Below are 21,408 nucleotides of genomic sequence, written 5' to 3'. Positions count from 1 at the left end.
GACGGCCGCGGACCTGATGCAGGATGGGGGAATGGATCTACGCATCTTCACTGAGCCCCAGCAGGGGGCGAGCTACGACACGCTGCTGTCGGTCGCCAAGGCAACCGAGGAACTCGGCTTCGACGCCTTTTTCCGCTCGGACCACTACCTGACCATGGGTGGGGACGGGCTGCCGGGACCGACGGACGCCTGGATCACGCTGGCCGGTCTCGCGCGGGAGACCAGCCGGATCAAGCTCGGCACGCTGATGACCGCGGGCACCTTCCGGCTGCCCGGCGTCCTGGCCATCCAGGTGGCCCAGGTCGACCAGATGTCGGGCGGCCGCGTCGAGTTCGGGCTCGGCGCGGGCTGGTACGAGGCGGAGCACACCGCGTACGGCATCCCCTTCCCGAAGGAGAAGTTCGGCCGGCTGGAGGAGCAGCTGGCCGTCATCACCGGACTGTGGGGGACGCCGGTCGGCCAGACCTTCGACTACGACGGCACGTTCTACCAGCTCAAGGACTCGCCGGCGCTGGCGAAGCCCGCGCAGTCGTCGCTTCCGGTGATCATCGGCGGCATGGGCGCCAAGCGGACCCCTGAGCTGGCGGCGCGCTACGCGGCGGAGTTCAACATCCCCTTCGCCTCGGTCGAGGACAGCGGGCGGCAGTTCGAGCGGGTTCGGGAGGCGCTGCGGTCGGCCGGCCGGGCGGCGGACGACATCGTCCTGTCCAACGCGCTGGTCGTCGCGGTCGGCAAGGACGACGCCGAGGTCGGCCGGCGCGCGGCGGCGATCGGCCGGGAGGTCGACGAGCTGAAGGCCAACGGGCTCGCCGGGTCGCCCGCGGAGGTCGTCGACAAGATCGGGCGGTACGCGGAGCTGGGCGCCACCCGGTTCTACCTCCAGGTCCTGGACCTGAAGGATCTGGACCACCTGGAGCTGATCTCCGCGCAGGTCCAGTCGCAGCTCGGATGAGGGCGCGGTGACCCCGCCCGTGCCCGCGGCGGAGCCCGGCCCCGCCCGCGGGCCGGGCGGACCGCCCGCCGCGGAAGAGCCCGCAGGACCGGCCATGCGCGAGACGCACGAGTCTCGCGAGACGCACGAGAAGACGCGAGAGGAAGAGAAGGGAGGTGAGGCGATCGGAACGAAGCCGGTCAGGCGGGCCGCGCCCGGTACGCCCGGCACGCCGGCCGGGCGGATGCTGCCGGACGAAGGGGCGCTGGTGCTCGACGGCGGGCTGTCCAACCAACTCGTCGACCAAGGCTGCGACTTGACGGACCCGCTGTGGACGGCGCGGTTGCTGGCGGAGGAGCCCGAGCAGGTCTTCGCGGCGCACACCGCGTACCTGGAGGCGGGTGCGCAGGTGGTCACCACGGCCAGTTATCAGGCGACGTTCGAGGGGTTCGCGCGGCGCGGGGTCGGCCGTGCGGAAGCTGCGCGGCTGCTGGAGCGCAGTGTCGAGTTGGCCCGGCGGGCGGCGGCGGGCCGGACCAGGGTGCGGGTGGCGGCGTCGGTCGGGCCGTACGGGGCGATGCTGGCGGACGGCAGCGAGTACCGGGGACGGTACGGGCTGAGTGTGCGGGAGCTGGCGAAGTTCCACCGACCGCGGATCGAGGTACTGGCAGCGGCGGGGCCGGATGTCCTCGCGTTGGAGACTGTGCCGGATGTGGACGAAGCGGAGGCGATGCTGAAGGCGGTTGAGGGTACCGGGGTGCCGGTGTGGCTGTCATACACGGTCGAGGGCGGCCGGACGCGGGCCGGGCAGCGGCTGGCGGAGGCGTTCTCGCTGGTGGCGGGCCGGGACGAGGTGGTCGCGGTGGGCGTGAACTGCTGCGCTCCGGGCGAGGTGGCCGACGCGGTGCGGCTGGCCGCGGAGGTCTCGGGGAAGCCGGTGGTGGCCTATCCCAACAGCGGTGAGCACTGGGACGCCGAGGGGCGGCGCTGGGCGGGCGAGACGGAGTTCGACCCGGCGCTGGTCACCGGGTGGTGCCAGGAGGGCGCGCGGCTGGTGGGTGGTTGCTGCCGGGTGGGGCCGCCGGGGATCGCCGGGATCGCGGCGGCGCTGCGGGGCGGCGGTCGGGCGGCTTGAGCGGCTGAGTGGCTGAGCGGCTGAGTTGCTTGTGCGGCTGAGTGGCTCGGGTGGTCGGCTGGTGAGTTGCGGGGGTGAGTTCCGGGTTCGGGTCCGGGTCTGGGTTCGGGTCCGGTCCCGGGTCCGGGTTCGGGTCGGGCTCCGGATTCGGTCCCGGGTCCGGCTTCGGGGGCGGCGTAAATCCGGTGTCGGCCGGGGCTCCGTTGCCGAATACTCGCGTACGTGTTCATGACGATCACTGCCACCGGCAGCACCGAAGTTCCGGCTACCGACCTGGGGTTCCTGCTCCACAAGCACCCGGATCGGGCGCAGGCGTTCTCGACGGCCTACGGCCAGGCGCATGTGTTCTACCCCGAGGCGACCGCCGAGTCGACCACGGCCGCGCTGCTGCTGGAGGTGGATGCGCCCGCGCTGGTGCGACGCGGGAAGGGTCGGGGTCGCTGGGGCGCGCCCGATGCCGCGCTGGCGCAGTACGTGAACGACCGGCCGTACGCTGCGTCGTCGCTGCTGGCGGTGGCGCTGCGGACGGTGTTCGCCACCGCGCTGCGCGGGGAGTGCCGGACGCTTCCGGAGCGGGCGGCGGCGCCGATGCCGTTGCGGGTGGAGGTGCCGGTGCTGCCCGCGCGGGGCGGCCCGGAGTTGGTGGCGAAGCTGTTCGAGCCGCTGGGGTGGCGGGTGGCGGCGGAGCCGATCGCGTTGGACCCGCGGTTCCCGGAGTGGGGCGAGTCGCGGTATGTGGCACTGACGTTGGAAGGGGAGATGCGACTGGCGGAGGCATTGCGGCACCTGTACGTGCTGTTGCCGGTGCTGGACGATGCCAAGCACTACTGGGTGTCGGCCGACGAGGTGGACAAGCTGCTGAGGTTCGGCGAGGGGTGGCTGCCGCGGCACCCGGAGCAGAAGCTGATCACCAGCCGCTACCTGTCCCGGCGCTGGTCGCTGACGCGGCAGGCGCTGGAGCGGATGGAGCTGGTCCGGCTGGCCGACGCGGACGACATCGAGGTCGAGGCGATCGACAACGCGGTGGAGCCGGAGGTGCCCGAGGAGGTGGCGGAGCGGCCGGCGCCGCTGGCGGTGCAGCGCAGGGAGTCGATCCTCGGCGAACTGCGCGCGGCGGGTGCGGCGCGGGTGCTGGACCTGGGCTGCGGCCAGGGCCAGTTGGTGGCGGCGATGCTGAAGGAGGCCCGGTTCACCGAGGTCGTCGGCGTCGACGTGTCGGCGCGGGCCCTGGACATCGCCGCGCGGCGGCTGCGGCTGGATCGGATGGGGGAGCGGCAGGCGGGACGGGTCGCGCTGCTCCAGGGTTCGCTGGCGTACACCGACAAGCGGCTGGCGGGGTACGACGCGGCGGTGCTCAGCGAGGTGGTCGAGCACCTGGACCTGCCCAGGCTCCCGGCGCTGGAGTACGCCGTGTTCGGGGCCGCCCGCCCGCGGACGGTGGTCGTGACGACGCCGAACGCCGAGTACAACGTGCGGTGGGAGTCGCTGCCCGCCGGGCATGTGCGGCACGCGGACCACCGGTTCGAGTGGAGCCGGGCGGAGTTCGGCCGGTGGGCGGCCGGGGTGGCCGAGCAGTACGGCTACCGGGTGCGGTTCGCCGGCGTGGGGCCGGACGACCCCGAGGTGGGGCCGCCCACGCAGATGGCCGTCTTCGGCCACGCAGCGGACGAGCAGGACCAGCAGGCCGAGCAGGACCAGCAGGACGGGAAGAGCGAGCAGGGCGAGATGGACGAGAGCGGCGAGAAGAGCGCGAAGGAGGCAGTCGCATGACCGAGCACCGCAGCAGCATGGACGCGGGCACCCCGAAGGCCCCGGAAGTCCAGGAGCACCCCGAGGCGGCGGCCCCCGAGACCGCGCCCGGCCCGGGCGCGCTGGCCGTCACCGACCTGTCGCTGGTCGTGCTGATCGGGGCGACCGGCGCGGGCAAGTCCACCTTCGCCGCACGCCACTTCAAGCCGACCGAGGTGATCTCCTCGGACTTCTGCCGCGGTCTGGTCGGCGACGACGAGAACGACCAGAGCGTGACGCGCGACGCGTTCGACGTCCTGCACTACATCGCCGGCAAGCGGCTCGCCGCCGGGCGCCGCACCGTCATCGACGCCACGAACGTGCAGCGCGAGGCACGCCAGCCGCTGATCCGGCTCGCCCGCGAGCACGACGTCCTGCCGATCGCGATCGTGCTGGACGTGCCGGAGCGGGTGTGCGCCGACCGCAACGCCGCCCGCCCCGACCGGGCCGGCATGCCCCGCCACGTCATCCAGCGCCACCAGCGCGAGCTGCGCCGCTCGCTGCGCGGCCTGGAGCGTGAGGGCTTCCGCAAGGTGCACGTGCTGCGCGGGACCGAGGAGGTGGAGGGCGCGCGGGTCGTCACCGAGCGCCGGTACAACGACCTGACCCACCTCACCGGCCCGTTCGACATCATCGGCGACGTGCACGGATGCAGTTCGGAGCTGGAGACGCTGCTGGCCCGGCTCGGCTACCGGGACGGCACCCACCCCGAGGGCCGCACCGCGTGTTCGTCGGCGACCTGGTCGACCGCGGCCCCGACAGCCCGGGCGTACTGCGCCGCGTGATGGGCATGGTCGAGGCGGGCACCGCCCTGTGCGTGCCGGGCAACCACGAGAACAAGCTCGGCCGCTACCTCAAGGGCCGCAAGGTCCAGCACACCCACGGCCTCGCCGAGACCATCGAGCAGTTCGAGCGGGAGGACGCCCGCGACCCGGACTTCCGCGCCCGGGTCCGGACCTTCGTCGAGGGCCTGGTCAGCCACTACGTCCTGGACGGCGGCAAGCTCGTGGTCTGCCACGCCGGGCTGCCCGAGAAGTACCACGGCCGCACCTCCGGCCGGGTCCGCTCGCACGCCCTGTACGGCGACACCACCGGCGAGACGGACGAGTTCGGCCTGCCCGTGCGCTACCCGTGGGCCGAGGACTACCGCGGCCGCGCCGCCGTGGTCTACGGCCACACCCCCGTGCCGGCCACGTCCTGGGTCAACAACACGCTCTGCCTCGACACCGGCGCCGTCTTCGGCGGCCGGATGACCGCGCTGCGCTGGCCGGAACGGGAGATCGTCGACGTGCCGGCCGAGCGGGTCTGGTACGAGCCGGCCAAGCCGCTCGCCGCGCCCACGCCCGGCGCGAAGGACGGCCGGCCCCTGGACCTCGCCGACGTCGTGGGCCGCCGCACCGTGGAGACCTCCCGGATGGGCCGGCTCGCCGTGCGCGAGGAGAACGCGGCCGCCGCCCTGGAGGTGATGAGCCGCTTCGCGGTCGACCCGCGCCTGCTCGGCTACCTGCCGCCGACCATGGCGCCGTGCGCCACCTCCACCCAGGACGGCTACCTGGAGCACCCGGCCGAGGCGTTCGACGCCTACCGGCAGGACGGCGTCGCCCGGGTGGTGTGCGAGGAGAAGCACATGGGCTCGCGCGCGGTCGCCCTGGTCTGCCGCGACGAGGCGGTCGCCCGCGAGCGCTTCGGCACGACCGCGCCCGGCGTCACCGGCGCCGTGCACACCCGCACCGGGCGGCCGTTCTTCGACGACCCCGCCGTCACCGAGGAGGTGCTCGCCCGGCTGCGCGCGGCCGTCACCGCCGCCGGACTGTGGGAGGAGCTGGACACCGACTGGCTGCTGCTCGACGCCGAGTTGCTGCCCTGGTCGCTGAAGGCGTCCGGCCTGCTGCGCAAGCAGTACGCGGCGGTGGGCGCCGCGTCCGGTGCCGCGTTCCCCGCCGCCCTGACCGCGCTCGGAGCCGCCGTCGCCCGCGGCACCGACGTCGCCGCATTGCTGGCCCGGCAGGAGGAACGGGCGGCGGACGCGGCCGCGTTCACCGAGGCGTACCGCCGCTACTGCTGGAGCACCGACGGGCTTCAGGGGGTGCGGCTGGCACCGTTCCAGCTGCTGGCCGTGCGGGGCCGCAGCCTCGCCGACCTGCCGCACGACCGGCAGCTCGCCCTCATCGACCGCCTCGTCGAAGCCGACACCGGCGGCCTGCTCCAGGCCACCCGCCGGCTGTACGTCGACACCGGCGACGAGGAGTCGGTGGCCGCCGGGGTGCGCTGGTGGCTGGAGCTGACCGGGGCGGGCGGCGAGGGCATGGTGGTCAAGCCGCTGGCCGCGCTGGTGCGCACCGAGTCCGGGCGGCTGGTCCAGCCCGGCGTGAAGTGCCGCGGCCGGGAGTATCTGCGGATCATCTACGGTCCGGAGTACACCCGCCCCGAGCACCTCGCCCGGCTGCGCGGCCGCGCCCTCGGCCACAAGCGGTCCCTCGCGCTGCGCGAGTACGCCCTCGGCCTGGAGGCCCTGGACCGGCTCGCCGCCGGTGAGCCGCTGTGGCGGGTGCACGAGGCGGTCTTCGCGGTGCTCGCGCTGGAGTCCGAGCCGGTCGACCCCCGGCTCTGACCTGGCCCCGCACGGCGAGGCCCGCCCCGCCGGCCCCGTACGGCACGGCCCCCCGTACGGCTGGGCCCACCCCCGTACGGCAGGACCAACACGGCACCGCGCCCCACCCACGGGCGCGGTGCCGTGTTGAGCCGTCCCGCACATGGGAAGCTCTTCTTCCATGGCTTCCATGGCGGACAACGGCTTCCACGTCGACTCCGAGACCGGCCGGCTGCGCCGCGTCATCCTGCACCGCCCCGACCTCGAACTGAAGCGGCTGACCCCGACCAACAAGGACGCGCTGCTCTTCGACGACCTGCTGTGGGTGCGCCGGGCCCGCGCCGAGCACGACGGGTTCGCCGACGTGCTGCGGGACCGCGGCGTCGAGGTGCACCTCTTCGGCGACCTGCTCCAGGAGTCGCTGGAGGTGCCCGCGGCCAAGCGGCTCGTGCTGGACCGGGTCTTCGACGAGAAGGAGTACGGCCCGCTGGCCACCGGGCACCTGCGGGCGGCGTTCGACGAGCTGCCCACCCCGGACCTGACCGAGGCGCTGGTCGGGGGCATGACCAAACGCGAGTTCCTGGAGCGCTTCGCCGAGCCGGTCTCGGTCCGGTTCCACGCCATGGACCTGGACGACTTCCTGCTCAGCCCGCTCCCCAACCACCTCTTCACCCGCGACACCTCCGCCTGGGTCTACGACGGGGTGAGCATCAACGCGATGCGCTGGCCGGCCCGGCAGCGCGAGACCGTGCACTTCGAGGCGATCTACCGGCACCACCCGCTCTTCGCCCAGGGCGGTTTCCACGTCTGGTCCGAGGGCCAGCACGCCTACCCGTCGACGATCGAGGGCGGCGACGTGCTGGTGATCGGCCGCGGCGCGGTGCTGATCGGGATGAGCGAGCGCACCACCCCGCAGGCCGTCGAGATGCTGGCGCGCGGACTGTTCGCGGCCGGCTCGGCCCGCACCATCGTGGCGCTCGACATGCCCAAGGGCCGCGCGTTCATGCACCTGGACACCGTGATGACCATGGTCGACGGCGACACCTTCACGCAGTACGCGGGCCTGGGGATGCTGCGCTCGTACACCATCGAGCCGGGCGGGGAGGAGGGCGAGCTGAAGGTCACCGACCACGCGCCGGAGCACATGCACCGTGCGATCGCCGCCGCGCTCGGCCTCGACGCGATCACCGTGCTCACCGCCACCCAGGACGTGCACGCGGCCGAGCGCGAGCAGTGGGACGACGGCTGCAACGTGCTCGCGGTGGAGCCGCGCGTCGTGGTGGCGTACGAGCGGAACGCGACCACCAACACGTTCCTGCGCAAGCGTGGCATCGAGGTGATCGAGATCCCCGGCAGCGAGCTGGGCCGGGGCCGGGGCGGGCCGCGCTGCATGAGCTGCCCGATCGAGCGCGACGCGGTGTGACGAGCGGCCCACTCCCCAGGACTGTATAAGAATGCCGATCATCGTATAGGGTTCCATTGCTCGATGACACCGCACGCTAGGAGTTCCGCATGCCCGTCGACCTCAAGGGCCGGCACTTCCTCAAGGAACTGGACTTCACTCCTGAGGAGTTCCGCCACCTCGTCGCTCTGGCCGCGGAGCTGAAGGCCGCCAAGAAGGCGGGCGCCGAGCAGCAGCGGCTGCGCGGCCGGAACATCGCGCTCGTCTTCGAGAAGACCTCCACCCGCACCCGCAGCGCCTTCGAGGTGGCGGCCGCCGATCAGGGCGCCTCCACCACCTACCTCGACCCGACCGGCTCGCAGATCGGCCACAAGGAGTCGATCAAGGACACCGCCCGGGTGCTGGGCCGGATGTTCGACGGCATCCAGTACCGCGGGCACGGCCAGGCCGCCGTCGAGGAACTGGCCGCGTACGCCGGGGTGCCGGTGTGGAACGGCCTCACCGACGAGTGGCACCCCACCCAGATGCTCGCCGACGTGCTCACCATGACCGAGCACAACCCCAAGCCGCTGCCGGAGATCTCCTACGCCTACCTCGGCGACGCCCGCTACAACATGGGCAACTCGCTGCTGGTCACCGGCGCGCTGCTCGGCATGGACGTGCGGATCGCCGCGCCCGTGTCGATGTGGCCGCACACCGAGATCGTCGCGCAGGCCCGCGCGCTGGCCGACCGGACCGGGGCGCGGATCACCCTCACCGAGAGCGTCGAGGAGGGCGTGCGCGGTGTCGACCACGTGCACACCGACGTGTGGGTGTCGATGGGCGAGCCCAAGGAGGTCTGGGACGAGCGCATCCACCTGCTCTCCCCGTACGCCGTCACCGCCGACGTGATGCGCGCCACCGGCAACCCGGCCGCCACCTTCCTGCACTGCCTGCCTGCCTTCCACGACCTGGGCACCGCCGTCGGCCGCGAGATCCACGCCCGGTACGGCCTGGATCACCTCGAGGTCTCCGACGAGGTCTTCGAGTCCGCGCAGTCCGTCGTCTTCGACCAGGCCGAGAACCGGATGCACACCATCAAGGCGATCCTCGTCTCCACCCTCGGCTGAACCCCTCGACCCGGCCCCGGTCGACCCGGCCCCGGCCGAACCGCCCCCGGCCGGACCGGCTCCGGCCTGCGGGCGAGCGGGCGAACTCGGCTAGGGTACGGACGAGTTCCGGTCGCGCCGCGGCCGGAAGCGGGCCGGCCGGCAGGGGGAGGCGGGAAGGCATGGCGAACGGCGAGAGCGCGCCGACCACCGGCGCGGCGGAGCGCGCGCCGGACCCGGTGCGTTCGGAACTGACGGCGGTCGTGGTGTACGCGCGGGGCGCGGTGTGCACCCGCCGCGCCACGGTCGCCCTGCCCGTACCCGGCGGAGCGCCCGGCGACGCGCCCGGCGACCCTTCCGGCCACGTCTCCGGAAGGCCGTCCGCCGGCGGTACGGTCCAGGTCCGTGTCGGCGGGCTCCCGCCGACGCTGAACACCGGTTCACTGCGCGGCAGCGTCCGTTCCGGCCCGCCCGGGCTGCGGGTCGCGGACGTCCGTGTCGACGTCACCGCCACCCTGCGGCGCGGCGAACAGGCCCCCGGCCTGCGGCTGGACCTGGAGGACGCGGAGGACCGCCTCGCCCGGCTGCGGGACCGCCGCGACCGGCTGGCGGCCGAGATCGGCGAGGTGGCCGGCTTCCGCGCCGAACCGCCCCCGCAGCGGCGCGGCGACCCGCCCCGCTGGGCCCCGGTGGAGTCCATCCTCGCGCTCGCCGGGTTCGTGGACACCCGGCTGGCCGCGCTGCACACCCGCCTGCGCACCACCGAGGACGAGCTGGCGCAGGCCGAACACGACGCCGACGTGCTGCGGCACCGTATCGACGAGGCGTCCGGCGCGCTGCCCACCCACCGGGTGGAGCCGTCGGCGCACGCGGTGGTGACGCTGGTCGCCGACGGCGCCGCACCCGGCGCCGAAGTCCCGAACGCCCCTGGAGGCCAGGAGCCGGCCTGGCCCGAACAAGGCCCGGCGGAAGCCGAACTGGAGCTGGAGTACCACGTACCCGGCGCGACCTGGACCCCCTCCTACCAGCTGCGCCTCGACGGCCGCAGCGGCGCCGCCACCCTGGTGCTGCGCGCCGGCGTCGTCCAGCGCACCGGCGAGGACTGGACCGGCGTACGACTCGGCCTGTCCACCGCCGACCTGCTGCGCCGCACGAGCCTGCCCGAACTGCGCAGCCTGCGGATCGGCCGCAGCCAGCCGGCGCCCGCGGGCCCGGGCTGGCGCGAACCCCCGCCCGGGCTCGACGAGTTGTTCACCGGGTACGACTCCGCGCGGCTCACCGGGCGCCGGGGGTTACGGCGCCGCGGCTGAGGCGACCGCCGCCGTCGGCTACGGCGCCGCGCCCGAACTCGCCGAGCACATCGCCGGGTTCGGCGCGCCCCCCGCGCCCGGCGCCCCGCCCTTGCCGGCACCCGCGGCCGCGCTGCCCGCGCCTGCCGCGCCCCGGCACGCCGCCCGCCGCTCGGTGACCGCCGCCATGGCCGATACCGCCGGCGCCGAAGCGGCCCGCCCCGCGCCCGCCCCCGAACTCCTCGACTACGCCCGCCTGGTGCTCGCGGGCCCGCAGGAGCACGACGGCCGCGGCACCCTGCGCGCCGCCGACGAGGACACGGACGCGGTCGTCGCGGAGTACCGCGGCCGCGCCGAGGCCGCCGCCGAACTCCCGCTGCCTGCCCACGCGGTGGACGTCCGCCGCTCGGCCGGCTCGTTCGACTACCGCTTCGACACCGCGGCGCCCGTGGACGTGGCGGCGGACGGCCGCCGGCACACCGTGCCGGTCGGCGAGATCCCGGTCCGCACCGCGTTCGAGTACGTCTGCGTGCCCGCGCAGGACACCGCCGTGTTCGGCACGGTCCTGGTCACCAACACCTCCGCGCACCCGCTGCTCGCCGGCCCCGCCGACGTCATGGTCGACGGCGACTTCGTGCGCACCGCCGCGCTGCCCACCCTCGCCCCCGGGCAGCGGCAGGCGGTCGGCCTCGGGGTGGCCGAGAGCGTCCAGGTCGCCCGCCGCGCCCACATGCGCGAGTCCACCGCGGGGCTGCGCGGCGGCACCACGGTGCTCGACCACACCGTGGAGGTGGAGGTCGCCAACCGGTTGCCGTACCCGGCGCTGGTGGAGGTGCGCGAGCGGATACCGACCTCGGCCGACAAGGACGTACGGATCGAGGAGCACCGCGCAGAGCCCCGCTGGAGCGACCCCGGCGCGCCGCTGGACGGCCAGGAGGAGACCTACGTGCCCGGGGCGCGGGTGTGGCGCGTCACGCTGGAACCGGGCCGGACCGCGACGCTGACCGGCGGGTTCGAGATCCGGCTGCCGGTGGGCAAGTCGGTCGTCGGCGGAAACCGGAGGAACTGACCCATGACTGCCGCCCCCGACCCGCGAACGACCACCCCCGATCCGCGGACCCCCGCCCCCGACCCGCAGCAGGCCGCCACCCGGCTGCCGATCACCGCGGTGACCTGCCTGGAGGACCGCGCCCAGGTCGAACGCACCGGCACCGTCACCCTCGCCGCGGGCACGCAGCGGCTGCGGATCGGCCCGGTCACCCCGCTGGCCGTCGACCGCTCGCTGCGCGCCGAGGTCTCCGCCCTCCGCTCCGACGGCACCCACCCGCCCGCCGGGACCGGTAAGCTCGCCGGCCTCGCCGCCCGCGTCCTCGACGCCCGCGTGATCCGCTCCTACACCCCCGCCCCGCCCGGCGAACCGGGCCGCGACGCCTCGCAGTTGCGCCGCGACGTCCACGACCTGGAGCGGGAGCTGTACGACGCGCGGCAGGTGCAGCAGCGGCAGGAGAACGCCCTCGCGGTGGTCGACCAGGCCAGGACCGACCTGCACCGCGACATCGTGCAGGGCGCGGGCGCGGGTGCCGCCGACCCGGAGCGCTGGGCCGACCGGCTGGACCGCGTCGACCAGGAGGCCGAGACCCGGATCGGCGAACTGCACCGGCTGCGGCGCCGGTTGCACGACATCGACGAGGAACTGCGCGAGGCCCGCGCGGCACTGGCGGCCACCGAGTACGAACCGCAGGTGCTGACCGCGCATCTCGAACTCGTCGTGGAGGCCGAGGAGGCCGGACCGGCCGGGCTGAAGGTCGCCCACCTGGTGCCCTGCGCGCTGTGGCGGCCCGCCTACCGCGCCACCCTGGGCTCCGGCGAGGGGACTTCGGACCGCGGCACGGTCCGGCTGGAGACCGACGCGTTCGTCTGGCAGGCCACCGGCGAGGACTGGCACGGCGTCGCGCTGTCGCTCTCCACCGCCCGCCCCACCCTGGCCGCGAATCCGCCCGCGCTCACCGAGGACCTCCTCACCCTGCGCGAGCGGTCGGCCGAGGAGCGGCGCACCGTGGAGGTGAACCTGCGGGAGGAGGAGATCCGCAGCGTCGGCGCCGACACCGCGGACGGTACGGACGGCGGGGGAGCGGCCGGCGGTACCGCCCGGGTGCCGGGGCTCGACGACGGCGGCGCGGTGCGCACCCTGGCCGCCCCGCACCCGGTCGACATCCCCTCCGACGGGCGCCCGCACCGCGTGCACCTGTCCGCTTTCACCGCCCCCTGCCGCGCGGAGCGCAGTTGCGCCCCCGAACTGTCGCCGCTGCCGGTGACCACCGCGCACTTCGCCAACACCGCCGGGCACGTCCTGCTGGCCGGACCGGTGGACCTGGTGCGGGGCAGCGGCTTCGTCGGGCGCGGCGAGCTGGCCTTCACCGGCGTGGGGGCGCAGGTCCGGCTCGCGTTCGGCAGCGAGGACACCTTCCGCGTGGTCCGCCAGGTCGAGGAGAGCCGCGACACCGCGGGCCTGACCGCCATCAACCAGCGCACCGTCATCACCCGCCGGGTGCGGCTGTTCGTCTCCCGGCTCGACGCCCAAGCGGGCGCTCCCGCACAGGAGTTGGTGATCCGCGAGCGGGTCCCGGTCTCGGAGGTCTCCGCGGTCGAGGTGAGGGTCCGCACCGACGCCTCGTCCCCGGCGCCCGACGAGGTCGACGCCGAGGGCATCGTCCGCTACACCCTCGCCCTCGGCCCCGGCGAGCACCGCGAGATCACCCTCGTCCACGAACTCACCGCGTCCAGCGCCGTGACGGGCCTGTAGGACCCGCGCCCGCCCCCGTACGCCGGCCGCCCCGTACGCCGGCCGCCCCGTACGCCGCCCGCCCCCGTACGCCGCCGGCGTCGTACGCCCGTACGCCCGTACGCCCGTACACCCGTACGCCCGTCAGGCGATCAGCCGCAGGGTGTGGGAGAGCACGAGCCCGGCGGCGCCGAGCTCCGTGACGTGGTCGCCGGCCTCGGCGAAGACGATCTGCGGCGGGCCCGCCGCGGGCTGGAGGATGCGGGACTGCACATGGGCCTCGATCCGGCGGCGGAAGGTGTCGCCGCCGGCGATGGCGTTGCCGTGCAGGATGAACAGGCCGGGCGCCAGGATCTGCTGGAGGTTGATGATGCCCACCGAGATGTTGCGGGCGAACCGGTCGAGCAGGTCGGCGGCCCCGGGGTGGTTGCGGGCGGCCAGTCGCGCGAGCGAACCGGTCGTCATGCTCGGGGCGGCGGGCAGTCCCAGGCGCACGGCCTCGTCGCGCAGCCACCGGTCGGTGGCGATCGTCTCCCAGCAGCCGCGCTGGCCGCACTCGCACACCCGGCCGTCCAACTCCACGACGGTGTGGCCGATCTCGCCGCCCGCCCCGGCCTGGCCGCGCTGCACCGCGCCGTCGATGACGAGGCCGACGCCCAGCGCGTCGGCGAGGTAGAGCGAGGCGAACGACTGGACGCCGCGCGCCTGGCCGAACCACCGGTCGCCCAGCGCCTGGACGCGCGGGTGGTGGTCGAGGTAGACGGGCAGGTCGAGGCGGCGTGAGAGCAGCCGGCCCAGCGGCAGCCCGTCCAGCACGGGTGCGAGGTTGACCTTCATCACCGTGCCGGTGTCGGTGTCCACGATGCCGCCGACCGCGATGCCCACCCCCATCGGGGGCGTGCCGCCGGTGGGCAGCACCCGCGCGAGGCAGCCCAGCAGGGTCTCGATCACCTCGTCGGGGTCGGGGCCGTCCGGGCGGAAGCGGCCGTTCGCGGTGGCCAGGATCTCGCCGGCGGCACTGACCAGCGCGACGTCGACCAGTCCGGGCAGCAGGTGCACCGCGGCGATGGACGGCCCGGCGGGGGAGAACCACAGCGGCCGGGCCGGTTTGCCGCCGGCCGCGCCGCTGGAGCGCGGGTCGCCCTCGGCGAGGATGCCGCTGTCGATCATCGGCTGGACGATCGTGCCGATCGCGGCCCGGGTGGTGCCGGTGAGCCGGGCCAGGTCCGAGCGGGAGAGCGGACCGATGTCGTAGAGCGACTGGAGCACCCGGGCGCGGTTGACCTGGTTGGCCAGGCTCGGGGAGATCAGCGGGGTGGCGGCGCGGGCGGGCTGCGGCCCCACCTGGGGGCGGCCGGGCGGCGGCCCTGCCGGGGTGCGGGCGTCCCGGCGGTCGTGGTCGGACCTCAAGGCGGCTCCATCGGTTGGTGTGAGTAGCCGTTCCAGTACAGCAATGGGCTACGCATCATACAAACCCAGGTGATCAACTGCGTGAGTCATACATCGAGCGACGGTTACACGGGGGAGACTTGCCCGAAATGAGGCACGTCACCTGCGGTGGAGAGTGCAGATCACGGGTGAACGCAAACCCTTGACCTCCTATGTTCGCATGGATAACTTACAAACCCTCGCCTCGGCGGTGACGAGACGAAGCCGCCCCCTCGTGCGGGGCGGGCGCACCCACGGAGCCTCCGCTCCCCGAACAGTCGTGTCAGGAGTCTTGATGGTGAACGTCGGCATAGTCGGCGCCGGAATCCGCGGGCGGATGTACGCGCAGTCGCTCGACGGCTTCCCGGACGCCCGGGTGAAGGCGGTCTGCGACCTGGACCCGAAAGCGGCCGGAAAGGTGGCGGACGAGTTCTCCCTCGCGGCCTTCACCGACCACCGGGCCATGCTGGCGGCCGGCGGGCTCGACGCGGTGATCGTCGCGACGCCCGACTTCGCCCACCGCGAGGTCGCCGTCGACGCCGCCCGCAGCGGCGCCCACCTGCTGCTGGAGAAGCCGCTGGCCATGACCGCCGAGGACTGCCGCGCGATCGGCGACGCGGTGCGCGAGGCGGGGGTGCAGTGCATGGTCGGGTTCGAGAACCGCTGGAACCCGGCCGTCCGCCGCATCCACGACCTGTCGGCCGCCGGCGAGCTGGGGCAGGTGCTGACCCAGAACATCCTGCTCAGCAACACCTACTACGTGCCGACCCGGATGCTGCCGTGGGCGGCGAAGTCCTCGCCGGCGTGGTTCCTGATGAGCCACACCGTCGACGCCGCCCTGTGGGTCGCGGACCAGCCGGTGACCTCGGTCTTCGCCCGCGGCTCGCGCGGCCGGCTCGCCGAGCTCGGCGTGGACACCTGGGACGTCGTGCACGCCCTGCTGACCTTCGCCGACGGCACCACCGCCAACCTGACCTCCACCTGGGTGCTGCCGGACTCCACGCCCTCGATCGTGGACTTCCAGTACAAGGTCGTCGGCAGCAGGTCCGCGGTCGACGTCGACCTCCAGGACCAGAGCTTCCGCCACGCGAGCAGCGCCTACACCTGGCCGGGCATGCTCGGCGGCGAGATCGACGGGCGCCTCCAGGGCCCGCCCACATGGATGGTGCAGTCCTTCGTCGCCAACCTCGCCGCGGGCCGGCCGGTCGGCCCCGGCCTCGACCAGGGCAGTCTGGTCACCGACGTCGTCCTGGCCGTCCTCGCGTCCCTGCGGACCGGCGAGGCCGTGCCCCTCGCCGCGCCGTCCACCGACTGACGCCCCTCGGACCCGGTCCGATGGAGAGATGGCTCACATCACCATTTGTCGCCCGTATCCGTCCGATCGGTGGAGACTCAACCCCAATCCGTCGGGTACCTCCCAGCCCCCAGCGCCGTCCTGAGCGCCACCCCTATGGAGCAGCCACCATGGCCCACCCCTCGCAGCACCCGCAGTCCTCGCACTCGCTGCCGAGCCGCCGCTCGGCGCTCGCCCTCGGCGGCGGCCTGATCGCCGCCGCCGGACTCACGGCCTGCTCGGGGAGCGGCAGCACCGTGAGCAGCGCCTCCGCGAGCCCGCTGGCCCCCGGCTCCACCGCCGGCGGCAGCATCCGCATTCTCGACGACAACACCAACAAGATCTTCGGCTCGGGCGTCGTCGCGCAGTTCGAGAAGGACACCGGGATCAAGGTCGAGAAGTACGAGCAGGCCAACTTCAACGACCTGCACGACCGGCTCGCCACCCTCTTCTCCGCGCAGGACTCCTCCTACGACGTGGTGATGACCTGGGCCGCCTGGTCGGCCGAGTTCGGCCGGGCCGGCTGGCTCCAGCCGCTGGCGAAGTCCGCCGTCCCCTCGGGCGTGCTGCCGGCCGCGCTGGACGCCGTCTCCTACGGCGGCACCGTCTACGGCCTGCCGAAGTTCGCCAGCGCCCAGACGATGTTCTGGAACAAGGACCTCTTCGACAAGGCCGGCCTCGCACCGGACACCGCCCCCGCGAACTGGGCCGACTTCGTCTCGGCCGCCAAGGAGCTGACCGGCGGCGGCGTCTACGGCTACGCGGCCGACATGGGCAACACCGACGGCGCCTACCAGAACTTCCTGCGGGTGCTGCTGCTGAACGGCGGCACGATGTACGGCACGGACGACAAGCCGGCCTTCAACAGCGACAAGGGCGTCGACGCCCTCGACCGGCTGGTCCGCCTGCTGCGCACCGACAAGGTGATGAGCCCCTCCAGCCTCCAGATCACCAACTCCAGCGACCTGAACACCCTGTTCGCCAACGGCAAGGCCGCGATCGTCTTCAACTGGCCCTCGCAGTACCCGGTCGCCGCCGCGAAGACCGCACTCGGCGCCGCCGCCGTCGGCAGCGGGATACTCCCCGGCATCTCGGTCAGATCCGCCTCGATCGACGGCTCCGAGGGCTTCGCGATCAACAACTACTCCAAGAACAAGGCCGCCGCGCTGAAGTGGCTCCAGTACGTCACGACCCCGGCGGTGCAGCGGGAGATGGTGCAGAAGGAGGGCTGGTTCCCGGTCACCTCCTCGCTGCTCCAGGAGAAGGCGGTCACCGCCGAACTGCCGATCGTCAGCACCTACCTGAAGGAGTCGCGCTACCAGATCAAGCGCTTCGGGGCGCCCTGGTACAGCGACGTGGTCCAGCAGCTCTCCACCAGCATCACCAAGGCGATGCTCGGCCAGACCACCCCCAAGAAGGCCCTCGACACGGCGGCCGACCAGGCGTCGACGATCATCGCCAAGTACAAGTAGGTCACCCATGCCGGCAACCACGCTGACCCCGCCCAGCCGACCGCACGCCGCGCCCCGCCCCGGCGCGGGCCGCGCCGAACGCGGCAACCGGCGGTTCAACCTCCTGCTGATGGCGCCCGCCGTGCTGGTCGTCCTCGCGCTCTTCGCCTACCCGATCGGCTACGCCGGCTGGCTGTCGCTGCACCAGTGGAACGACAAGATCAGCCCCGTGCACCCGTACGTCGGGGTGGACAACTACCACCAGCTGTTCTCCGACCCCGCCTACCACGAGGCGCTGAACCGCACCGTGTACTTCTCGGTGATCACCGTGCTGGCCGGCGTCGCGCTCGCGATCGGCCTGGCGGTGCTGCTCACCCAGCAGTTCCGCTTCCGGGCCCTGGCACGGGTGCTGCTCCTCGTCCCCTGGGCGGTGCCGCCCGTGGTCAACGGGATCATGTGGCACCTCATCTTCGACGGGGACACCGGCATCGCCAACACGGTCCTGCGGCACCTGGGCGTCATCGACACCAACAAGCAGTGGCTCTCCTCGCCGACCTCGGCGATGAACGTGCTGATCTTCGCCGAGATGTGGAAGCTCCTGCCGTTCCTGACCCTGCTGTTCATCGCGGCGCTGCAGGGCGTGCCGGCCAACCTCTACCGCGCGGCCAGCATCGACGGCGCCGGCGCGATCCGCCGGTTCGCCTTCATCACCCTGCCCAGCATCCGCACCACGATCCTGTTCGCGCTGATCGTGCAGAGCATGTGGTCGCTGAAGGTGTTCGACACGATCTACGTGCTGACCGGCGGCTCCGGCGGACCGGCCGGCGGCACCACCACCATCAACTTCTTCGCCTACCTGACGACCTTCAGCAACCTCGACCGCGGCTACGGCGCGGCCATCGCCATCAGCATCATGGCGCTGGTGCTGCTGATCGCCGTCTTCTGGATGCTGCTCTTCCGCGCGCCGTCGTGGTTCGTCGCCCGGGGCATGAGGAGGAAGACCGCGTGAACACCTCCCGCACCGCCCCCGCACCCGGTGCCGCGCCCGGCACCGCCCCGGCCCCGTCGGCGCCCGCACCCGCGCCCCGTACCCGCCGCGGCCTGTCCCGGCGGGCGAAGAAGCGGGCCGTCACGGTGCTGCACCGCTTCCTGCTCGTCGTCGCCCTGCTGTACTTCGTCGCGCCCTTCCTGTGGATGCTGGTGTACAGCGTCTTCCCGGCGGCCGACCTGCAACGGGAGAACCCGAGGCTGCGCCCTGGCGACCTCACCTTCTCCTCCTACTCCCGCCTGCTCAGCCAGAGCAGCTTCCTCCAGCCGATGCTCAACTCGGCGGTGGTGGGCCTGCTCACCACCCTGATCTGCCTGGCGCTGGGCTCGGTGGCCGCCTACGGACTGGCCCGGCTGCGCTTCCGCGGCAAGCAGGTCCTGCTGCTGGCGATGATGTCGACCCAGGCGATCCCGGTGATCGTGCTCGCGGTGCCGCTGTTCATCGTCGTCCGGATGCTCGGGCTGTTCGACACCCCGGCCGCCCTGGTCATCACCTACACCGCGTTCATCCTGCCGCTGGTGATCTGGATGATGGTGGGCTTCTTCGAGGACATCCCGCTCAGCCTGGAGAAGGCCGCGCGGATCGACGGCTGCAACCGGTGGCAGATCCTGTGGCGGATCGCGGCGCCGCTGGCCGCCCCGGGCCTGGCGGCCACCGGCGTCTTCGCCTTCATCACCGCCTGGAGCGACTTCTTCCTCGCGAAGATCCTCACCGCGAGCAACGCCACGACGCTCCCGGTCAAGACGGCGTCGTTCCAGGGGCTGTTCGCCAACGACTACACCTCGGCGGCCACCGCCGGCGTGATCACCACACTGCCGGTCATGTTGCTGGCGCTCGCCGCACAACGCTGGATCGTGCGCGGCCTTACCGAAGGAGCTGTGAAGGGCTGATGGGAGAAATCGTTCTGGACCGGGTCCACAAGTCCTACGACGGAAAGACCTCCGCGGTGGAGGAGATCTCCTACACCGTCGAGCGCGGCCACTTCGTGACGCTGCTGGGACCGTCGGGCTGCGGCAAGTCCACCACGCTCAACATGATCGCCGGCCTGGAGGACATCTCCGGCGGCACCATCACCATCGACGGCAGCCGGGTCGACGAACTCCCGCCGGACAAGCGGGACCTGGCGTTCGTCTTCCAGGACTACGCGCTGTACCCGCACATGACCGTCTACGAGAACATGGCGTTCGGCCTGCGCATGCGCAAGACCCCGAAGGCGGACATCGACCAGCGGGTCCGGGACGCGGCCGAGCGGCTGTCCCTCGAACCGTTCCTGGACCGCAAGCCCAAGGACCTGTCCGGCGGCCAGCGCCAGCGCGTCGCGCTCGGCCGGGCCATCGCCCGCCGCCCCGCGGTGTTCCTCTTCGACGAGCCGCTGTCCAACCTCGACGCGCTGCTGCGCGACCGCACCCGCACCGAACTCAAGCAGCTGCACCAGGAACTCGGCGCCACCAGCGTCTACGTCACCCACGACCAGGAGGAAGCCCTCACCCTGTCCGACAAGATCGCCGTGATGAGCCGCGGCCGGCTGGAGCAGTACGGCACCCCCGAGGAGATCTACCACAGCCCCGCGACGGAGTTCGTGGCCGTCTTCGTCGGCAAGCCGTCCATCAACCTGTTCGACGCCGTGCTCGACGGCGGCCGGCTGGCCGTACCCGGCACCGGGATCACCGTCCCCGGCGACGGCATCACCGAGCCCTCGGTACGGCTGGGGCTGCGGCCGGACGAGCTGGTCGTGCACCAGCAGCCGGCGGACGGCGACGTGCGCGCGAGCGTCAAGCTCATCCAGCCGCTCGGGCACGCCACCGACGTGGCGGTGACCGTCGCCGGCGTCGAACTGCTCGCCCGCGCCCCGGGCTTCCTCGACGTCCGGCCCGGCCAGGAGGTCGGCGTGGACATCACCGGCGCCCGCCGGCACGTCTTCACCGCCGACGGCACCCGGCGGCTGTCCGACTGAGGCCGGGCCGCCGCCGGGTGCAGGCTGCCGGCGGCCCGGCGGCCCGGCGGCCCCGGGCGGTCACAGCCGGCGGGCGACCCGCAGCCCCTCGGCGTAGAAGCCGCTGCCGTCCAGCCGGGCGACGCCGGCCAGATCGCCCATCGTGGGGCCGTTGGCCTGGGAGCGGCTGGAGTAGAACCGCGGGTGGCCCTGGTCGTCCAGGCCCAGGTAGAGCCCGCAGTGGTCGATGGCCAGCGGCTTGCCGATGTTGATCGCGAAGAACACCAGGTCGCCGGGTTGCAGCATGCTCAGGTCGGTGGGCTGCTGCTTGGTGTCCGGGATGAGCAGCACCCCCGGCGCGTAGGCGGCGATCGCGTAGGCGCGGCGGGGCAGGCCGATGCCCGGGGTGTTGGTGGTGTGCAGCGGGTAGCCGCTGCGGTAGCCCCACACCAGGCGCATGAAGCCGGAGCAGTCCACGTCGCCGTAGCGCGCCTTCTCCGGGGTCATCCGGGTGCCGTCGGGGAAGGTCCACGGGATGCCGAGGTAGTCGTAGAAGTCGGACTTCTCGTCACGGTAGTGGAAGGACGTCTGCGACTCGCCGGGCACCTTGGGGCCGAAGGCCGCGTCCCCGGCGTAGCGCAGGCCGTCCGCGTTGTGGCGGACCGGCGCTCCGTCGCCGTACTCGAAGGCGGTGGCGATGACGTCGGCGCCGCGGTCGGCGAGGGTCTTCGGGAACCACTTCCGGAACCAGGCGGTCTTCTCCCGGCCGTGGCTCCACTCCTTGTCCATCAGCCGCACCCAGGCGTCGCTGCGCACCACCGCGGTGGTGGTGCGCGGCTCGCTCCAGGTGCGGGTGGGGCCGGTGAGCACCGCGGTGCGGGCGCCGTCGGTGAAGGTGGCCAGCACCCCGCCGTCGGCGGCGCGCACCACGGTGCGGGCGGGCTTGGACAGCCGCTCGTACCGGTACCCGCCGGTGGGCACGGCCGTCGGCGACGCGCCGTCCTTCGCCGGGGCGGCGGCCTGTGCGCCGTCGCCGCCACCGCTGCCGCCGCGGGAGGCGGCGTACCCGCCGACCGCGCCGGCCGCGGCCACCCCCGCGATGGCACCCAGGACACCCCGGCGGCCGAACTTCCGCGCCGGGGCGCCGTGCTGCGACGGATCGGGACTCATGACACGGTCTCCTCGGGGTTTCGGCGGCGGTTGCGGTCGG

At 73.2% G+C, this 21,408-nt stretch carries 15 protein-coding genes and 1 pseudogene; 14 read left to right on the top strand and 2 right to left on the bottom strand.

Annotation, left to right across the window (positions count from 1 at the left end; translation table 11 throughout):
- Window positions 1–31: 31 nt before the first annotated feature.
- The 9 genes and pseudogenes from AC3ERT_RS13805 (at window position 32) to AC3ERT_RS13765 (ending at window position 13,026) form a co-directional block, all read left to right on the top strand.
- Window positions 32–952, top strand: a complete 921-nt coding sequence (locus tag AC3ERT_RS13805) for an LLM class F420-dependent oxidoreductase (RefSeq protein ID WP_435130101.1) — start codon at window positions 32–34, stop codon at window positions 950–952.
- Window positions 953–1,175: 223 nt separating this feature from the next.
- Complete coding sequence (mmuM, locus tag AC3ERT_RS13800) at window positions 1,176–2,066, top strand: homocysteine S-methyltransferase (RefSeq protein ID WP_435174259.1); 891 nt, start codon at window positions 1,176–1,178, stop codon at window positions 2,064–2,066.
- A 222-nt stretch (window positions 2,067–2,288) separates the two neighbouring features.
- The gene (locus AC3ERT_RS13795) at window positions 2,289–3,836 is read left to right on the top strand and encodes a 3' terminal RNA ribose 2'-O-methyltransferase Hen1 (protein ID WP_435174240.1); all 1,548 of its coding nucleotides are present in this window, start codon (window positions 2,289–2,291) and stop codon (window positions 3,834–3,836) included.
- A 17-nt stretch (window positions 3,837–3,853) separates the two neighbouring features.
- A pseudogene (locus tag AC3ERT_RS13790) lies at window positions 3,854–6,465 on the top strand (polynucleotide kinase-phosphatase).
- Between the two features lie 160 nt (window positions 6,466–6,625).
- Window positions 6,626–7,867, top strand: coding sequence for an arginine deiminase (locus AC3ERT_RS13785; RefSeq protein ID WP_335979059.1), 1,242 nt, complete (start codon window positions 6,626–6,628; stop codon window positions 7,865–7,867).
- A gap of 89 nt (window positions 7,868–7,956) precedes the next feature.
- Complete coding sequence (argF, locus tag AC3ERT_RS13780) at window positions 7,957–8,955, top strand: ornithine carbamoyltransferase (protein WP_335979060.1); 999 nt, start codon at window positions 7,957–7,959, stop codon at window positions 8,953–8,955.
- A gap of 161 nt (window positions 8,956–9,116) precedes the next feature.
- Window positions 9,117–10,244, top strand: coding sequence for a DUF4139 domain-containing protein (locus tag AC3ERT_RS13775; RefSeq protein WP_435174237.1), 1,128 nt, complete (start codon window positions 9,117–9,119; stop codon window positions 10,242–10,244).
- Window positions 10,245–10,410: 166 nt separating this feature from the next.
- On the top strand, window positions 10,411–11,292 hold the full coding sequence (locus tag AC3ERT_RS13770) for a DUF4139 domain-containing protein (protein WP_435174236.1): 882 nt from the start codon (window positions 10,411–10,413) through the stop codon (window positions 11,290–11,292).
- A gap of 3 nt (window positions 11,293–11,295) precedes the next feature.
- The gene (locus AC3ERT_RS13765; RefSeq protein WP_435174235.1) at window positions 11,296–13,026 is read left to right on the top strand and encodes a DUF4139 domain-containing protein; all 1,731 of its coding nucleotides are present in this window, start codon (window positions 11,296–11,298) and stop codon (window positions 13,024–13,026) included.
- Window positions 13,027–13,149: 123 nt separating this feature from the next.
- Here the strand turns inward: AC3ERT_RS13765 and AC3ERT_RS13760 are convergent, their stop codons facing one another.
- The gene (locus AC3ERT_RS13760; protein ID WP_335979065.1) at window positions 13,150–14,415 is read right to left on the bottom strand and encodes an ROK family protein; all 1,266 of its coding nucleotides are present in this window, start codon (window positions 14,413–14,415) and stop codon (window positions 13,150–13,152) included.
- 313 nt (window positions 14,416–14,728) lie between these two features.
- Between AC3ERT_RS13760 and AC3ERT_RS13755 the strand changes: the two genes are divergently transcribed.
- The 5 genes from AC3ERT_RS13755 (at window position 14,729) to AC3ERT_RS13735 (ending at window position 20,219) form a co-directional block, all read left to right on the top strand.
- Window positions 14,729–15,748: a Gfo/Idh/MocA family protein gene (locus AC3ERT_RS13755; protein WP_435130084.1), complete on the top strand. Its 1,020-nt coding sequence runs from the start codon at window positions 14,729–14,731 to the stop codon at window positions 15,746–15,748.
- Window positions 15,749–15,897: 149 nt separating this feature from the next.
- Window positions 15,898–17,238, top strand: coding sequence for a sugar ABC transporter substrate-binding protein (locus AC3ERT_RS13750; RefSeq protein ID WP_435130081.1), 1,341 nt, complete (start codon window positions 15,898–15,900; stop codon window positions 17,236–17,238).
- 7 nt (window positions 17,239–17,245) lie between these two features.
- Entirely contained in the window at window positions 17,246–18,226 is a 981-nt protein-coding gene (locus AC3ERT_RS13745) for a carbohydrate ABC transporter permease (RefSeq protein WP_435130078.1), read from the top strand.
- Complete coding sequence (locus tag AC3ERT_RS13740; RefSeq protein ID WP_435130075.1) at window positions 18,223–19,155, top strand: carbohydrate ABC transporter permease; 933 nt, start codon at window positions 18,223–18,225, stop codon at window positions 19,153–19,155. The genes AC3ERT_RS13745 and AC3ERT_RS13740 overlap by 4 nt, the downstream gene beginning before the upstream one ends.
- Entirely contained in the window at window positions 19,155–20,219 is a 1,065-nt protein-coding gene (locus AC3ERT_RS13735) for an ABC transporter ATP-binding protein (protein WP_435130072.1), read from the top strand. The genes AC3ERT_RS13740 and AC3ERT_RS13735 overlap by 1 nt, the downstream gene beginning before the upstream one ends.
- Window positions 20,220–20,279: 60 nt before the next feature.
- On the opposite strand, the gene AC3ERT_RS13730 is transcribed toward AC3ERT_RS13735, so the two are convergent.
- Window positions 20,280–21,368, bottom strand: a complete 1,089-nt coding sequence (locus AC3ERT_RS13730) for an NlpC/P60 family protein (protein ID WP_435130069.1) — start codon at window positions 21,366–21,368, stop codon at window positions 20,280–20,282.
- Between the last annotated feature and the right edge of the window lie 40 nt (window positions 21,369–21,408).

The organism is Actinacidiphila sp. bgisy145 (assembly GCF_057708125.1).
The sequence above is the reverse complement of the archived record's forward strand: the minus strand, read 5'-3'. Positions and strand labels throughout refer to the sequence as shown.

Coding starts and splice junctions, on each gene's coding strand:
- AC3ERT_RS13805 (WP_435130101.1), top strand. CDS start 32: ATGGATCTACGCATCTTCACTGAGCCCCAGCAGGGGGCGAGCTACGAC.
- mmuM (WP_435174259.1), top strand. CDS start 1,176: ATGCTGCCGGACGAAGGGGCGCTGGTGCTCGACGGCGGGCTGTCCAAC.
- AC3ERT_RS13785 (WP_335979059.1), top strand. CDS start 6,626: ATGGCTTCCATGGCGGACAACGGCTTCCACGTCGACTCCGAGACCGGC.
- argF (WP_335979060.1), top strand. CDS start 7,957: ATGCCCGTCGACCTCAAGGGCCGGCACTTCCTCAAGGAACTGGACTTC.
- AC3ERT_RS13775 (WP_435174237.1), top strand. CDS start 9,117: ATGGCGAACGGCGAGAGCGCGCCGACCACCGGCGCGGCGGAGCGCGCG.
- AC3ERT_RS13770 (WP_435174236.1), top strand. CDS start 10,411: ATGGCCGATACCGCCGGCGCCGAAGCGGCCCGCCCCGCGCCCGCCCCC.
- AC3ERT_RS13765 (WP_435174235.1), top strand. CDS start 11,296: ATGACTGCCGCCCCCGACCCGCGAACGACCACCCCCGATCCGCGGACC.
- AC3ERT_RS13755 (WP_435130084.1), top strand. CDS start 14,729: ATGGTGAACGTCGGCATAGTCGGCGCCGGAATCCGCGGGCGGATGTAC.
- AC3ERT_RS13750 (WP_435130081.1), top strand. CDS start 15,898: ATGGCCCACCCCTCGCAGCACCCGCAGTCCTCGCACTCGCTGCCGAGC.
- AC3ERT_RS13745 (WP_435130078.1), top strand. CDS start 17,246: ATGCCGGCAACCACGCTGACCCCGCCCAGCCGACCGCACGCCGCGCCC.
- AC3ERT_RS13735 (WP_435130072.1), top strand. CDS start 19,155: ATGGGAGAAATCGTTCTGGACCGGGTCCACAAGTCCTACGACGGAAAG.
- AC3ERT_RS13730 (WP_435130069.1), bottom strand. CDS start 21,368: ATGAGTCCCGATCCGTCGCAGCACGGCGCCCCGGCGCGGAAGTTCGGC.